This window comes from Streptomyces sp. ActVer (assembly GCF_027270795.1).
In the GTDB taxonomy this organism is placed as follows: Bacteria; Actinomycetota; Actinomycetes; order Streptomycetales; family Streptomycetaceae; genus Streptomyces; species Streptomyces umbrinus_A.
Genome location: NZ_JAPWHT010000041.1, coordinates 22790 through 38761, shown reverse-complemented (window position 1 = coordinate 38761; position 15972 = coordinate 22790). Strand labels below are relative to the sequence as shown.

Annotated in this window: 7 protein-coding genes; all 7 read left to right on the top strand. The window is 72.1% G+C overall.

Annotation, left to right across the window (positions count from 1 at the left end; all coding sequences use genetic code 11):
* Positions 1 to 828: gamma-glutamyltransferase (locus O3Q52_RS09785; RefSeq protein WP_269648424.1), on the top strand; the 828-nt coding region annotated here is incomplete at its 5' end.
* A 137-nt stretch (positions 829 to 965) separates the two neighbouring features.
* Complete coding sequence (locus O3Q52_RS09780) at positions 966 to 1811, top strand: inositol monophosphatase family protein (RefSeq protein ID WP_269648423.1); 846 nt, start codon at positions 966 to 968, stop codon at positions 1809 to 1811.
* A 98-nt stretch (positions 1812 to 1909) separates the two neighbouring features.
* Positions 1910 to 3319, top strand: coding sequence for an NAD(P)/FAD-dependent oxidoreductase (locus O3Q52_RS09775; protein WP_269648428.1), 1410 nt, complete (start codon positions 1910 to 1912; stop codon positions 3317 to 3319).
* Positions 3316 to 3825, top strand: coding sequence for an O-acetyl-ADP-ribose deacetylase (locus O3Q52_RS09770; RefSeq protein WP_269648422.1), 510 nt, complete (start codon positions 3316 to 3318; stop codon positions 3823 to 3825). Before O3Q52_RS09775 ends, O3Q52_RS09770 begins: the two co-directional genes overlap by 4 nt.
* 215 nt (positions 3826 to 4040) lie before the next feature.
* Positions 4041 to 7994 (top strand): glycoside hydrolase family 2 TIM barrel-domain containing protein, encoded by a 3954-nt coding sequence (locus O3Q52_RS09765; RefSeq protein ID WP_269648421.1) that lies wholly within the window; start codon positions 4041 to 4043, stop codon positions 7992 to 7994.
* 160 nt (positions 7995 to 8154) lie between these two features.
* Positions 8155 to 14616, top strand: a complete 6462-nt coding sequence (locus tag O3Q52_RS09760) for a type I polyketide synthase (RefSeq protein ID WP_269648420.1) — start codon at positions 8155 to 8157, stop codon at positions 14614 to 14616.
* On the top strand, positions 14561 to 15877 hold the full coding sequence (locus tag O3Q52_RS09755; RefSeq protein ID WP_269648419.1) for a thioesterase domain-containing protein: 1317 nt from the start codon (positions 14561 to 14563) through the stop codon (positions 15875 to 15877). Before O3Q52_RS09760 ends, O3Q52_RS09755 begins: the two co-directional genes overlap by 56 nt.
* The last annotated feature ends 95 nt before the right edge of the window (positions 15878 to 15972 follow it).

The window sequence follows — 15972 nt, the reverse complement described above, 5'->3', positions numbered from 1 at the left end:
GGGGGTGCGGCGGGCGTCGGGGAGCCGGCGATGGCCGGGCCTGGAGCTGGAGCTGGAGCCGTGGCCGGCACCGGGGCTGCGGCCGGGCTTGCGGGTGCGGGGGCAGGTGTGACGGGTGTGGGCGTGGGCCGGGCGGGTGCGGCGGGCCCGGGAGAGTCGACCGTTGCCGAGCCGCCGACCTCGCCCGTGCCCGGGGAGCCCGACGTCTCGGCGGACGGGGCGACCCGGGGCGACACCTGTCACCTCGACATCGTCGACCGCTGGGGCAACATGGTCGCGGCCACGCCCAGCGGCGGCTGGCTGCAGTCCAACCCGGTCGTGCCCGAGCTGGGCTTCCCGCTCGGCACCCGGCTCCAGATGGCCTGGCTGGACGAGGGGCTGCCCAACTCCCTCACGCCGGGCCGCCGTCCGCGTACGACGCTCACGCCCTCGCTCGCGCTGCGGGACGGGGTGCCGGTCATGGCCTTCGGTACGCCGGGCGGCGATCAGCAGGACCAGTGGCAGCTGCACTTCTTCCTGGCCGTCGCCCTGCGCGCGGAGGTACGCGGCGGCCTGGACCTCCAGGGCGCCATCGACGCCCCGAACTGGCACAACGACAGCTTCCCCGGCTCCTTCTACCCGCGCGGAATGCGCCCCGGCAGTGTCACCGTCGAGTCCCGCACCGACCCGGACGTGGTGGAGGAGCTGCGCCGCCGCGGCCACGACGTCCAGGTCGGCGACACCTGGTCCGAGGGCCGGCTGTGCGCGGTGGCGCGGGACCCGCGGACCGGGGTGCTGTCGGCGGCCGCGAATCCGCGGGGGATGCAGGGGTACGCGGTCGGACGCTGAGGCTGGTCCCCGGCCCGGTCCCGGTCCCGGCGTGGCTCACGCGGCGCTGATCTCGTAACACCCGTTGTTCATGGTGATTCCACCCGGGATACACCGGACGGGTGTGGATTGTCAGTGGCGCGTGCTCTCATGGAGGCATGATCCAGGACATCGAAACCATCGACGAGTTTCTCGCACACCGCACAGCCGACGTGGAAGAGGCCGTCCGTACGGCGGCCGCCACGGAGATCATGCCGCGCTTCCGGCAGCTCGCCGCGCACGAGATAGACGAGAAGACCGGCCCGCACGACCTGGTCACGGACGCCGACCGCAAGGCCGAGGAGTTTCTCACCGAGGCGCTGGTCAAGCTGCTGCCCGGCTCGGTCGTCGTGGGCGAGGAGGCGGTCCACGCCAACCCCGCGACGTACGAGGCGATCAAGGGTGACGCGCCGGTCTGGATCGTCGACCCGGTGGACGGCACCCGCCAGTTCGTCCACGGCGACCCCGGCTTCTGCACCCTGGTCGCGCTCGCCCACCGTGGCGTCCTGCGGGCGTCCTGGACGTACGCACCGGCCCGTGGCCAACTCGCCGTCGCCGTCCGCGGCAAGGGCGCCCTCCTCGACGGCGAACCCCTTCGCGCCGGCTCGCCCGCCCCCGGCCGTGACCTCGAAGTGGCCACGTCCCACCCGGACTACACGACGGACGACCAGAAGCGCGCCCTCCTCGGCCTCTGGACGGATGGCGTCGGCCCGCGCGCGTGCGGCTCGGCCGGACTGGAGTACCTCGCCATCGCCCGGGGCGAGTTGGATGCCGTTGCGTTCTCCTGGGAGGCGGCATGGGACCACGCGGCGGGTCTCCTGCTCGTCGAGGAGGCGGGCGGCGCGCACCTGACGCTCGCGGGTGAGCCCTTCCGCATAACCGGCGGCAACACGCTTCCGTTCACGGCGGCTCGGGACGCGGCCACGGCCCGCCGGGTGCTCGGACTGCTGTCGGGCGGGGCCTGACCTGTGACGGCCCGGGGCTGAGGCGGGGCTGCCGGAGGTCCGGCATATCCTGATCCCCAGTGGCCGTCGGCTGACAAAGGAGTCCGAAGGTGCCGTCGATGCTCGATGCCGTCGTGGTGGGTGCGGGGCCGAACGGCCTGACGGCTGCCGTGGAGCTGGCCCGGCGCGGCTATTCCGTGGCCGTCTTCGAAGCGCGCGACACGGTCGGGGGAGGCGCTCGCACCGAGGAGCTGACCCTGCCCGGCTTCCGGCACGACCCGTGCTCCGCCGCGCATCCCCTGGGCATCAACTCGCCCGCGTTCCGCGCGATGCCGCTGGCGAGGTACGGCCTGGAGTGGCTGCAGCCCGAACTGCCCATGGCACATCCCTTCCTGGACGGCACGGCGGCCGTGCTGTCGCGCTCCGTGGCGGAGACGGCCGCCTCGTTCGGACCGCGTGACGCGGGCACGTACCGCAGGCTCGTCGAGCCGTTCACGCACACCTGGGACACCCTGGCGCGGGACTTCATGTCCCTGCCGCTCACCGCGCTGCCGCGAGACCCTGTCACCCTCGCCCGGTTCGGCCTGGCCGGACTGCCGCCCTCGACATGGATGATGCGCCGGTTCCGCGACGACCGGGCCAGGGCCCTGTTCGCCGGACTGGTCGCGCACGTCATGGCCCCGCTGGGCGGAATCGCCACCGGCGCGGTCGGTCTCGTCTTCGCGCTGGCCGCCCACGCACGGGGCTGGCCCGTCGCCCGCGGCGGCTCCCAGTCGATCTCCGACGCGCTGACCGCGTACCTGAAGGACCTCGGCGGCGCAGTCCACACGGACTACGAGGTCAAGCGTCTCGACGACCTGCCGCCCGCGCGCGCGTATGTCTTCGACACCTCGCCCACGTCGCTGGCCCGTATCGCGGGCTTCGGGCGGTACTACGAGCGGTTCCGGTACGGGGCGGGCGTCTTCAAGGTCGACTACGCCCTCGACGGACCGGTGCCGTGGACCGCGAAGGAAGCCCGGGCCGCCGGCACGGTCCAGATCGGCGCGAGCAGCAAGGAGATCGGCGCAGCCCTGCGCGCGGCCTCCCGGGAGGGCCGTGCCCCGGACGCGCCGTTCCTGATCACCGTGCAGCCCAGCGTCGTCGACCCGTCCAGGGCACCGGCCGGGAAGCACGTGTTCTGGGCGTACGGACATGTGCCGAACGGCTGGACCGGGGACCTCACGGACACGATGGAGCGCCAGCTTGAGCGGTTCGCGCCCGGCTTCCGGGACCGCGTCCTCGCCCGCGCCACGGCGGGCCCGCCCGAACTCGCCGCGCGCAACCCGAACTACGTGGGCGGCGACATCGCCTGCGGCGCGGCCTCCGGCCTCCAGCTGATGCTGCGTCCCAAGCTGTCCCTGTTCCCGTACAGCACCCCGCACCCGGCGGTGTTCATCTGCTCCTCGGCCACCCCGCCCGGCGCGGGCGTGCACGGCATGTCGGGGCACAACGCGGCCAAGGCCGTGTGGAGGAGACTGCGCCAGTCATGACCGCCATCGAGTTCGTCCAGGGCGACATCACCCGGCAGAGCGTGGACGCGATCGTCAACGCCGCGAACTCCTCCCTGCTGGGCGGCGGAGGCGTGGACGGCGCCATCCACCGGCGCGGCGGCCCCGAGATCCTCGCCGAATGCCGCGCACTCCGCGTCGGCCACTACGGAAAGGGCCTGCGCACGGGCCAGGCCGTCGCCACCACGGCGGGCAAGCTGGACGCGCGCTGGGTGATCCACACGGTCGGTCCCGTCTTCAGCCGGAGCGAGGACCGCTCGGAGCTGCTGGCCTCCTGCTACCGGGAGTCGCTGCGGGTCGCCGACGAACTGGGCGCGCGGACCGTCGCGTTCCCGGCCGTCTCCGCCGGTATCTACGGATGGCCGATGGAGGATGCCGCCCGCATCGCGGTCGGGACGGTACGGGACACCGGGACGGCGGTCACCGAGGCCAGGTTCGTCCTCTTCGACGAGCGGGCGTACGAGGCGTTCACCGCGCAGCTCCGCTGACCTGCCCTCAGGATCACACAAAGTCCGACAGGGTCATTGCTCCGATTGTGTTCGGGTCCTAGTGTTTTCTGTGGCTCAGTAGGTGTCTTTGTCCTCAGCGGTCGCATTCTGTCCTGACGTCAACTTCCGTCTGTCAGTCGCTTCGACCAGCTCGACAGAGCTGACGCTCCCTCAGTTCGCGCACCCCACATGTCGTACCGAGGAAGGCCACAGTCATGCCGCACCCGCACCCGCACGCCCAGATGCCTCCCGTCAGCCGCCGTCGACTGCTTGAGGGAGGGGCCGCCGCCCTCGGTGTGCTCGCCCTGCCCGCGTCGTCCGCCCCGACGCACGCGGCCGAAAGGCCCGGGGCCGCAGCCGGCACACCGGAGTGGAACGGCGCCATCGACGTCTTCCGGGTGGGGACCGAGCCGCCCCACACCACACTCACCCCCTACGCGGACGTCGGACAGGCTCTGGCAAGCGACCGCACGCGCTCGCCGTACCGGATGAGTCTCGACGGGAAGTGGAAGTTCGCCTACGCCGACCGGCCCGACGACCGGGACACCGACTTCCACCGCACGGACGTCGACGACAGCTCCTGGGACACCATCCCGGTCCCCTCCGCCTGGCAGGTGCACGGCTACGACTTCCCGATCTACATCAACATCACCTATCCCTACTGGGGCCCCAACGGCCTGGGCGAGGAGCCGCAGCCGCCGGCCGCCCCGACCCGCTACAACCCCGTGGGCCAGTACCGGCGCACCTTCACCGTCCCCGAGGGATGGGACGGGCGGCGGACGTTCCTGCACTTCGAGGGCGTGAAGTCCGCCCACTACGTGTGGATCAACGGCGAGTTGGCGGGCTACAGCGAGGACTCGTACGTCCCCGCCGAGTACGACATCACCCCGCACCTCAAGCCCGGCACCAACCAGATCGCGGTGGAGGTGTACCGCTACTCCGACGGCGACTGGCTGGAGGACCAGGACATGATCCGGCTGAGCGGTATCTTCCGCTCGGTCCACCTGTACTCCACACCGGCCGTGCACCTGCGCGACTTCAAGCTTGACACCCCGCTGAGCGACGACTACAAGGCCGCCGAACTGTCCGTCACGGCGAGCGTGCGCGCCTACGGAGACGGCAAGGACAAGCGCAAAGGCGAGGGCAGGGGAGACGCCGACGGCAGCGGGCGGTACTCCGTCGAGACGCAGCTCTACGACGCGCGCGGGCACGCCGTCTGGTCCCGTCCGCTGCAGAAGGCCGTCGACCTCGGCTCGGCCCCGGCCGGCGAGGACGTGACCGTACAGGCAGCCAGGGCCGTGCCCGCGCCGAAGCTGTGGTCGGCCGAGGACCCGTACCTCTACACGGCCGTACTGCGGCTGCGCGATCCGGCGGGCAAGGTCGTCGAGACGCTCTCGCACCGGGTCGGCCTGCGCGAGTTCGCGCTCAAGGGCGGGCTGATGCGCATCAACGGCAGACCCGTCTCCTTCCGGGGCACCAACCGGCACGAGATGCACCCCGACCGCGGCACCGCGCTCACCAGGGCGGACCTCGTCAGGGACATGGAGATCGTCAAGCGGCTGAACATCAACACGGTCCGCACCTCGCACTATCCCAACAACACGCTCTGGTACGAACTCGCCGACGAGTACGGCCTGTACCTCGTGGACGAGACCAACCTCGAAACCCACGGCATCCGCGGCGAGTACCCCGGCAACCACGCCGACTGGAGCAGGGCCTGTGTGTCCCGCGCCCAGAACATGGTCCACCGCGACAAGAACCACGCCTCCGTCGTCATCTGGTCGCTCGGCAACGAGGCAGGCGGCGGCAGCACGTTCGTCGCCATGCACGACTGGATCCGCTCGTACGACTCCACCCGCGTCATCCAGTACGAAGGGGACGACCGGCAGGGGATCAGCGACATCCGCTCGGAGATGTACGACAGCCCCGCGCGCGTCGAGCAGCGGGCGAAGGACACGGCCGACACCCGTCCGTACGTCATGATCGAGTACTCCCACTCGATGGGGAACTCGACCGGCAACTTCCAGAAGTACTGGGACATCATCCGCCGCCACGACGTTCTCCAGGGCGGCTGGATCTGGGACTTCGTCGACCAGTCGCTGAGCTGGCCGACCCCGAGGCGGGTGCTGTTCACCGAGGCCGGGCCCGGCAGGGTGCGAGGCGAGATCCAGGCGGGCAGCGCGACCTTCGACCGTGAGAAGGGGCTCTCCGGCAGCACGGTCTTCGCCCGTGACACGGGCCTCGACATCACCGGCTCGCTGACGCTGGAGGCCTGGGTCACCCCGTCCGTGACCGGCTACCACCAGCCGCTCATCGCCAAGGGCGACACCCAGTACGCGCTGAAGCAGTCGGACAGGACCCTGGAGTTCTTCATCCACGGCGGCGGCCAGTGGATCACCGCGAGCTGGGCACTGCCGGACGACTGGACCGGCAAGGAGCATCACGTCGCGGGCGTCTTCGACGCGGAGGCGGGCACGCTGACCCTCTACGTCGACGGGGCGGCGAAGGCCACCCGGACCACCACCCGGCGGCCCGCCAACAACACCGCACCACTGTCGCTGGCCACCGATGTCGACAACCCGACCCGGGAGTTCAGCGGCACGATCCGGCGGGCGCGCGTGTACGCCCGCGCCCTGTCCGCGACCGAACTCGCGTCGGACGGGCGCGGACCCGGCGACGACGGGGTGCGGTTCTGGTTCGACGCGGCCACCGTCAAGGTCACCGAGAAGCGGCCGAAGGAGCGCACGTTCTTCGCATACGGCGGCGACTGGGGCGACCACCCCAACGACGGGGCCTTCGTCGCGGACGGCATCGTCACCGCCGACCGCGGACACACGGGCAAGGCCGCGGAGGTCAAGCAGGTCTACCAGGCGATCAACGCGGCACCGGCGTCGGGCAAATCCCTCGCCGTCGGAGCCGCGGTCACCCTCACCAACGAGTACCTGTTCACCAATCTCCGTGAATTCGACGGGAGTTGGAGCCTGGTCGAGGACGGCGAGGTCGTACGGCGCGGGAAGCTGAGCCGCGCCCAGCTGGACGTCCCGCCGCTCAGCAGCAAGGACATCACCGTGCCCTTCAGGCTGCCGGCCGACCCGGAGCCCGGCGCGGAGTACTTCCTGCACCTTTCCTTCACCACCAAGGAACGCACGAAGTGGGCGAAGGCCGGTTTCGAGGTGGCCAAGAAGCAGCTCCCGGTCGACGCCGACAGCCCGGCCGTGCGGCCCGTTCCGCTGGAGCGCGTGCCCGCCCTTCGCCATCAGGACGGCGAACGGTCCATCACGGTCCAGGGCAAGGGCTTCTCCGTCACCGTCGACAAGCGCACGGGAGTCATCACGTCGTACGAGGCCCGCGGCACCCCGCTGATCACGTCCGGGCCCGTGCCGAACTTCTGGCGGGCACCGATCGACAACGACAGGGGCAACGGCCAGCACGTCCGCAACCAGACCTGGCGCGACGCGGGGACCCTGCGGAAGGTGACGGACGTGAGCGTGCGCGTCCTGCGCGACCGGGCCGTCGAGATCAAGGTCGCGGGGACCCTGCCCACGACCACCGAATCGACGTACACCACGACGTACACGGTCTTCGGCAACGGCGAGATCAAGGTCGACAACACCCTGCACCCGGGTGCGGCGAACCTGCCGTACATCCCGGAGGTAGGCACCCTGTTGTTCCTGCCGGGGCGGCTGGAGCGCCTGCACCACTACGGCCGCGGCCCGGAGGAGAACCACTGGGACCGCAACACCGGCACCGACGTGGGCCTTTACTCCGGGACCGTCTCCGGGCAGTGGACGTCGTACATCCGCCCGCAGGAGAACGGCAACAAGACCGACGTCCGCTGGGCCGCGCTGACCGACCGCGGTGGCGCCGGGCTGCTCGTCTCCGGCGAACCGCTCCTTGAGGTCAACGCCTCGCACTTCACCCCGGAGGACCTGTCGGTCGGGACGCGCCACGACTACCAGCTGACTCCGCGGGACGAGGTCGTACTCCGCCTGAACCACCGGCAGATGGGAGTGGGCGGCGACAACAGCTGGGGCGCGCACACGCACGACGAGTACAAGCTCTTCGCCGACCGGGACTACTCCTACACGTACCGACTGCGTCCGTTGACCGACGTCGACATGGCGATGGCGGCCTCGCGGCGGCCCACGGCGGGGGAGTTCTCCGGGTAGTACGGCAGGGAGTTTTCTCCGACGAAGTCCTCCGACGAGTTTCTCCGAGGAACGGCGACACGCCCGCCGTCCGGTCTCCGATGCTTTCGATCTTGTGTTTGGTGAGACGTAGGCTCGCCACAGCAGGGGAGAACGGCTCGGGGACCGTACGGGGTGGGGCATGGTGCACGACGACGAACTGATCGGGCCGGTGCCGGAGTTGCTGAAGCGGCATGCCGCGAGGGCGGGCGACCGGGTCGCGTTCTCGGACTCCGCGCGTGGTGTGACGTACGGGGAACTGGAGCGGCGCACAGGGAGGCTGGCCGGTCACCTGGCGAAAGCGGGGCTCCGTCGGGGTGACCGGGTCGCGGTGCTGCTGGGCAACTGCGTGGAGCTGGTGGAGAGTTGCCTCGCTGTCACGCGGGCGAGCGGGATCGGTGTCCTGTTGAACCCCCGTTCCTCCGACGCGGAGCTCGCGCACCTGCTGGCGGACAGCGGCGCCTCGGTGATCGTCACGGATCGGGCGCACCTCGGCCAATTGGCAAGGCCGCCAACGGAGTTCGGCCGTCTTCGCGTGCTGATCACCGGAGCGGGGCCGGTGCCCGCGGAGGCCCCCGACGGGACCGTACTCCTCGATACGGCGATTGCGGACGAGGGGGCCGAACCGGCGCGCGACGATCTCGGGCTCGACGAGCCGGCCTGGCTGCTCTACACCTCTGGAACCACTCACCGCCCCAAGGGAGTTGTGTCCACCCAGCGCACCGCGCTCTGGTCGGCACAGGCCTGCTACGCGCCCATCTTCGGGCTCTCGCCCGGGGAGCGGCTGCTGTGGCCGCTCCCGCTGTTCCACAGCTTCGGGCACTCGCTCGCCGTACTGGGCGTCGTCGCCACCGGCGCGAGCGCGCACATCACCGGGGAACTCCTGCCGCCCGGTGGGCTGTTGCGCGTACTCGACGAGGCGCACGAGCGGCCCGAAGGACCGTTCACGCTGATGGCCGGTGTCCCCGCGACCTACCACCGGCTGGTGTCCGCGGCCGGGGAGAGCGCCGGACCCGCGCGCACCGGACTGCGGCACTGCGTCGTCGCGGGCGCGCCGAGTCCGCTGTCGCTCGCCCGGGCCGTCGAGGAGGTGCTCGGGGCACCCCTGCTGGACGCGTACGGCAGTACTGAGACGTGCGGGATGATCGCCGTGAACCGGCCTGACGGGCCCAGGGTCGACGGCTCGTGCGGGCCTCCGGCGCCCGGCATGGACGTACGGCTCGTCGATCCCCGCTCCGGACACGACGTCGCGGACGGGGACGAGGGCGAGGTGTGGGTGCGCGGACCCGGGCTCATGGCCGGCTACCACAACCAGCCCGAGGCGACCGACGCCGCGCTCAAGGACGGCTGGTACCGCACCGGGGACCTGGCCCGCCGGGTCGAGCACGGCCATCTCGCCCTCACCGGCCGGGTCAGCGAACTCATCATCACGGGTGGCGAGAACATCCACCCCACCGAGATCGAACAGGCCCTGCTCAGCTGCCAGGGAGTGGCCGACGCCGTCGTCGTGGGCGCCCCGCACGACGTCCTCGGCGAGGTCCCGGTCGCCTTCGTCGTGCCCGGTTCCGACGGGCTGGACGCGCAGCGCGTGCTGAGGATGTGCCGCACCCTGCTGTCCGACCACAAGGTGCCCGCGGAGATCCACGAGATCGCCGCCGTGCCGCGTACGGCGTCCGGCAAGATCGCCCGCCGCGCGGTCGTCCCGGGTCCCGCACGGCCCGCGCCCGATCTCCGTTTCCAGCCCGAAATACCCGAAGCGCCCGAAGCGGTCGGAGTACCCGCAGTCGAAGTGCCGGAAAAGCCGGGCCTGTTGAGCGCCTCGGCGCTGCGCGAGCGGCTTGCCCCCCTCTCCGCGGAGGAACGCGAGCGCGTGCTGCGCGAGACCGTGCTCTCCGTGACGGCCGAGGTCCGCGGCGAGCAGCCGTACGAACGGCCGCACGCGGAGCGCCCGTTCATCGAACTGGGGCTCACTTCCCTGGGTGCCGTCACGCTGATCGAGCGGCTGGGCGCGGCGACCGGGCTGCGGCTGCCGACCACGCTCGTCTACGACTGCCCGACCCCCGCCGACGTGGCACGCCACCTGCGGACCGCCCTCTTCGCCCAGGGGACAGCGGGTGCCGAAAGCCGCGCGGCCGACCCGGGCGAGGACGACGACCCGGTGGTCGTCGTCGCCATGGGCTGCCGCTACCCCGGTGACGTCGAGTCGCCGGAGGACCTGTGGCGGCTGGTCTCCGAAGGCAGGGACGCCGTCTCGGAGTTCCCCACCGACCGTGGCTGGGACCTGGCCGCCCTGTACGACCCCGATCCGGACCGCCTCGGGACGTCGTACGCGCGCAGTGGCGGATTCCTGCACCGGGCCGCCGAGTTCGACGCCGGCCTGTTCGGGATCTCGCCGCGCGAGGCGCTGGCCATGGACCCGCAGCAACGACTGCTGCTCGAAACCTCGTGGGAGGTCTGGGAACGCGCCGGGATCGACCCGGCGTCCCTGCGCGACAGCGACACCGGCGTGTTCGTCGGCGTGATGTACGCCGACTACGCCGACCGATTCGGCACCGAGCCCCACGAGTTGGAGGCCCATCTGGGCCTGGGCTCGGCCGGCAGTGTCGCCTCAGGGCGGATCGCCTACACGTACGGGCTGCGCGGCCCGGCGATCACCCTCGACACCGCGTGCTCGGCGTCGTTGGTGTCGCTGCACTGGGCGGCGCGTGCGCTGCGCTCCGGCGAGTGCTCGATGGCCCTGGCGGGCGGTGTCACGGTGATGGCGACACCGAGGTCGTTCACCATGTTCAGCAGGCAGCGCGGACTGTCGCCCGACGGCCGCTGCAAGTCGTTCTCCTCGTCGGCGGACGGCACCGGCTGGGGCGAGGGCGTCGGGCTCGTCCTGCTGGAGCGGCTGTCCGACGCGCGGCGCAACGGGCATCCGGTGCTGGCCGTGCTGCGGGGTTCCGCCGTCAACTCCGACGGGGCGTCCAACGGGCTCACCGCACCCAACGGCCAGGCTCAGCGGCAGCTCATCACCCGCGCACTCGCCGACGCCGGGCTCCGGGGGAGTGACGTCGACGCGGTGGAGGGGCACGGCACCGGCACGAAGCTCGGCGATCCGATCGAGGCGGGCGCGCTGCTGGCCACGTACGGACAGGACCGTGCCCCGGAGCAGCCGCCGCTCTGGCTGGGCTCGGTCAAGTCCAACCTCGGGCACACGCAGGCGGCCGCCGGGGTCGCCGGAGTCATCAAGATGGTGCAGGCCATGCGGCACGCGGAACTGCCCGCGACACTGCACGCCGAGACACCGTCCCCGCACGTCGACTGGGCCTCGGGCCGGGTGGAACTGCTGACCGCGGCCCGGCCCTGGCCGTCGTCGCCCGACCGGCCGCGCCGGGCGGGCGTGTCGGCGTTCGGGATCGGCGGGACCAACGCTCACGTGATCCTCGAAGAGGCGCCGGGGGCCCGGGAAGGGGCGCCGGGCGTCCGCGAAGAGACGCCGACGGTCCGGGACGAGCCGCTCGCGCCGCCCACGGACCGAGGGCAGGGCGCTCGGACGGCCGGGCGTGCTCAGACGGCCGAGCGTGCCGAGAGGGCCGACACGGCTGATGCGGCGGCGACGCCGCTGCCCCGGGTGCCCTGGCTGCTCTCAGGAGCCGATGAGCACGCCCTGCGCGGCCAAGCACGTCGGCTGGCCGCCGAGTTGGCCGCCAGGCCCGCCGCGCTGACCCCTGCCGACTCGGCCGACATCGCCCTCTCGCTCGCCCTGTCGAGGTCGGCGCTCACGCATCGCGCCGCCATACCCTCGGGGGAACGGGAGTTGGCGGGACTCCGAGCCCTTGCGGAGGGTGAGCTGATCCCCGGAACCGTTCAGGGCGTCGCCGACCCCGGCATCCGCACGGCGTTCCTGTTCACCGGGCAGGGCGCCCAACGCGTCGGCATGGGACGGGAGTTGGCCGACTCCTTCCCCGCCTTCGCGACCGCCTTCGACGAGGTGTGCAGAGCACTCGACGGACGGCTCGAACGCCCGCTGCGCAAGGTGGTGTTCGTCGAGGACGGTTCACCGGACGCCGCGCTCCTCGACCGTACGGACTTCACCCAGGCCGCTCTGTTCGCCTTCGAGGTGGCACTGTTCCGGCTGCTTGAATCCTGGGGCGTACGGCCCGACTTCCTGGCCGGACACTCGGTCGGGGAACTGGCCGCGGCGCATGTGGCCGGTGTGCTGGACCTGCCTGACGCCGCCGCCCTCGTAGCGGCCCGCGGCCGCCTGATGCAGGCGCTGCCGGAGGGCGGGGCGATGGTCGCGCTGAACGCGGCCGAGGACGAGGTCCTCCCCGTACTGACCGATCTCGGTCTCACGGACCGGGTCGCGATCGCCTCCGTGAACGCGCCGCGCTCCGTGGTGATCTCCGGCGTGAGCGACGCCGTGCTCGCCGTCGCCGACACGTTCGCGGAGCGTGGGCGCAGGACCGTACGGCTGCGGGTGAGCCATGCCTTCCACTCGCCACTGGTGGAGCCGATGCTCGACGAATTCCGGGGTGTGGCCGAGGAGTTGACGTACCGGGCGCCACGGATTCCGGTGGTGTCCACCGTGTCGGGGCGTCCGGCCGACGTGGAGGCCGGAGAGCTCTGCTCGGCGGAGTACTGGGTACGCCATGCCCGTCTTCCGGTGCGGTTCGCGGACGCCGTGCGGTGGCTCGGCGAGAACGAGGACGTCGGGGCCTTCCTGGAGGTCGGTCCCGGCCCTGTGCTCACTGTGGCGGCCGAGGGCGTGCTGTCGCGTCCCGGCATCGGCGGCGGTGCCGAATTCGCCGCGGCCGTCGGGCAGTTGTCGGGTGAGCCCGGCCTGCGGGAATCCGAGTCGCTGGTGTCGGCCGTGGCCCGGCTGCATGTGCGCGGTGCGGGGGCCGACTGGGTCGCGGTGTTCGCCGGTTCGGGGGCGCGGCGGGTCGATCTGCCGACGTACGCCTTCCAGCGGCGGCGGTACTGGCTGGACGCTCCCCGTGCGGGTGCGGGTGCGGGCGCCGGTGTCGGGGCCCGGGCCGACGCGCACCGGCATCCGCTGCTCGGCCCGGCGTTCACGGTGCCGGACACGGACCGGACGGTACTGTCCGGGCGGCTCTCGACGGTTGCACAGCCCTGGCTCGGCGACCATGTCGTCGCAGGGAGGGTACTCGTCCCCGCGACCGCCTTCGTGGAGATGGCCGTCCGCGCCGGCGACGAGGTCAGCTGCGCCCGCCTGGACGAACTCGTGGTCGTGGCGCCGCTCGTGCTGTCCGGCGGTGCGGGGGTACAGGTCCAGGTGGTGGTCGGTCCGGGGGACGACTCCGGGCGGCGTTCCGTCGACATCTACTCGCGGCCGGACGAGCCGGGTGAGCCGGAGGCCGCGGAACAGGGCTGGACCCGGCATGTCACAGGGGCGCTGAGCGGGGCGCCTTCGGCGACGACGGACCCGTCGGAGAGCGACCTGAAGGTGTGGCCTCCCGAAGGCGCCGTGGAAGTACAACTCGCCGACGCGTACGTGGCGTTGGCGGACGGTGACCTCGGCTACGGGCCCGCTTTCCAGGGCGTCCGTGCGATGTGGCGGCGGGGAGCGGAGCTCTTCGCGGAGGTCCGGCTCCCCGAGGAACAGGCCCCGGACGCCGCACGCTTCGGCATACATCCGGCCCTGCTGGACGCGGCGGTGCACAGCATGCTGCTGGCCGGGCCCGGATCAGAGGCTGGGTTCGGCTCCGGGCGCGACTCGGGTTCCGTACGGCTGCCGTTCGCGTGGAGTGGTGTGCAGTTGTACGCCGACGGGGCGTCCGAGGTACGGGTGCGGCTGACGCCGACGGCGCCGGGGGCCGTCACGGTGACGCTCGCCGACACGGCGGGGCGGCCGGTGGCCGGAGTCGAGTCACTGGTCACCCGAGAGCTGCCCGGCGGCCAACTGGATTCGGCGGACGAGGTGGTGCGGCGGGCGTTGCTGCGCCCCGACTGGACATCGGTTGCGCCGGTTGCGCCAGTTGCGCCGGTTGCCAACCCGCCTGCCGACTTCGGTGGCGGGGCCTGGACGGGGCTGGGGCCGGACGAGTTGGGCCTCGGCGCGTACCTTCCGTCGGCGGGTGACGCGGGCCTTCCGCTGGCCGGAAGGCCCTCCACGCCCGACGTCCTGGTGCTCACGGCCGTCACTCCCGCCGCGACCCCCGATCCGGTCTCCGCAACCCATCAACTGACCGGCAGGATCCTGGAAGCACTGCGGACCTGGCAGGCCAATCCGCAGGCGGCGGGATCGCTGCTGCTCGTCGTGACCCGGGACGCCGCCGCACCGGTCCCGGACCTCGCCGGAGCCGCCGTATGGGGTCTGGTACGCACAGCCCAGTCGGAGATGCCGGGCCGTGTCGTCCTGGTCGACGTGGACGGACGGCCGGAGTCCTTTTTTACTGGACCGGGCCGCTCTCCGGGCCGCCGACGGGCTCGTACCACCGTTGTTGCGGGGGCTGGTACGCACCGGGCGACCGGCGGCCACCCCCGGCACCGGAACCGGCGCGCAGGTCGCGGCGGAGCAGGGAGCATGGCGCGAGCGGATGGCGGGGCTGCCCGACGGGGACCGGGAGGGCGCGCTGGCGGAGCTGGTGCGTGACACGGTCGCCGTGGTCCTCGGCTACCCCGACGGCGACGCGCTCCCCGTCGGCAAGCCCCTCGCCGACCTCGGATTCGACTCCCTGATGGCGGTCCAGCTCCGCAACGCGCTCACCACCGCCACGGGGCTCTGGCTGCCCGCCACGGTGGTGTTCGACCACCCCACGACGGACGCGCTCGCCCGGCATCTGCTCGACTTGATCAACGGCGAAACGCCCGAGGCGGAGGCAGAGGCGGAGGCCCAGGAACGGAGGCCGGATCCGAATCTGAGGCAGAAGCCGTGGCCGGATCAGAGCCCGGACCAGAGCCCGGATCACGGCCCGAATCACGGCTGGGATCGCAGCCCGGATCACGGCCCGGATCCGAAGACGCAGCCCGGCCCCACCCCCACGCGGACCGAACCCGTGACCCGCCCGCCCCAGACCCTCGCCGCCCTCTCCCGCACGCTCTGCGCGAAGGGTGAGGTGACCGCGGGCATGCACATGCTGTTCTCCGCGTCCCTTGCGCTGCCGACGTTCGGCGTGTCCGAGAGCCGGGAGCACGCCCTGCCACCGGTCCGCCGGGCCGAGGGTCCCGCCCGTCCCGTGCTCGTCTTCCTCGCCGGGCACCATCCGCCGTTCGCCGTACCGGGAGGGGAGTTCGCCGACTTCCACCGCTGCTTCGACGGCGATCGGGACGTACTGGAACTCCCGCACCCGGGCCTCGGCGCGGGCGCCGCCGTGCCCGCCGACCGGGAGGCGCTGGCGCGCACCCACGCCGAGACGGTGCTGCGGCACGTCGGCGACCGGCCCTTCGTGCTCGTCGGTGCGTCCACGGGCGGCGCCACCGCCCACGCCGTGACCCGGGAGCTCGAACGGCTCGGGACGCCTCCCGCGGGCCAGGTCCTGCTCGACACGTACCTCATCGACGAAGAGAACAGCCGCAAGGACTGGCTGCTCGCCCTGCCCGCCGCCGTCGCACCCCGCCTGTACGAGGACACCGGCGTCGCCGCCATGGGGGCGTACACGCGGCTCTTCATGGACTGGGACCCGGAACCGGTCGCGACGCCGACCCTGCTGGTACGGGCAACGCAGCCCACGCCGGAGATGGCGGCCGGACCGGACGCGGACCGCTGGCGGACCTCGTGGCCGCTGCCGCACGAGAGTGTGGACGTCCCGGGCGACCATCTGACCCTCCTCCGGGAACACGCCCGTACGACGGCGTCCGCGGTCCGCACCTGGATCGTCACCCTCGGCGGGACGGAGGAAGACGTCCTCAGGTAGCCGAGGCCGGCGTCTGGCGGAGGCAGTCGCCCTCAGGTAGATGTCGGATTCTCGCCAGCCAGTGCCATGACCATGGCCGATGCTGGGAGGTATGC

What these genes read in the sequence shown, in the direction of transcription:
- O3Q52_RS09775 (WP_269648428.1), top strand. Translation starts at nt 1,910, where the DNA reads ATGCTCGATGCCGTCGTGGTGGGTGCGGGGCCGAACGGCCTGACGGCT.
- O3Q52_RS09765 (WP_269648421.1), top strand. Translation starts at nt 4,041, where the DNA reads ATGCCGCACCCGCACCCGCACGCCCAGATGCCTCCCGTCAGCCGCCGT.
- O3Q52_RS09780 (WP_269648423.1), top strand. Translation starts at nt 966, where the DNA reads ATGATCCAGGACATCGAAACCATCGACGAGTTTCTCGCACACCGCACA.
- O3Q52_RS09760 (WP_269648420.1), top strand. Translation starts at nt 8,155, where the DNA reads ATGGTGCACGACGACGAACTGATCGGGCCGGTGCCGGAGTTGCTGAAG.
- O3Q52_RS09770 (WP_269648422.1), top strand. Translation starts at nt 3,316, where the DNA reads ATGACCGCCATCGAGTTCGTCCAGGGCGACATCACCCGGCAGAGCGTG.
- O3Q52_RS09755 (WP_269648419.1), top strand. Translation starts at nt 14,561, where the DNA reads ATGGCGGGGCTGCCCGACGGGGACCGGGAGGGCGCGCTGGCGGAGCTG.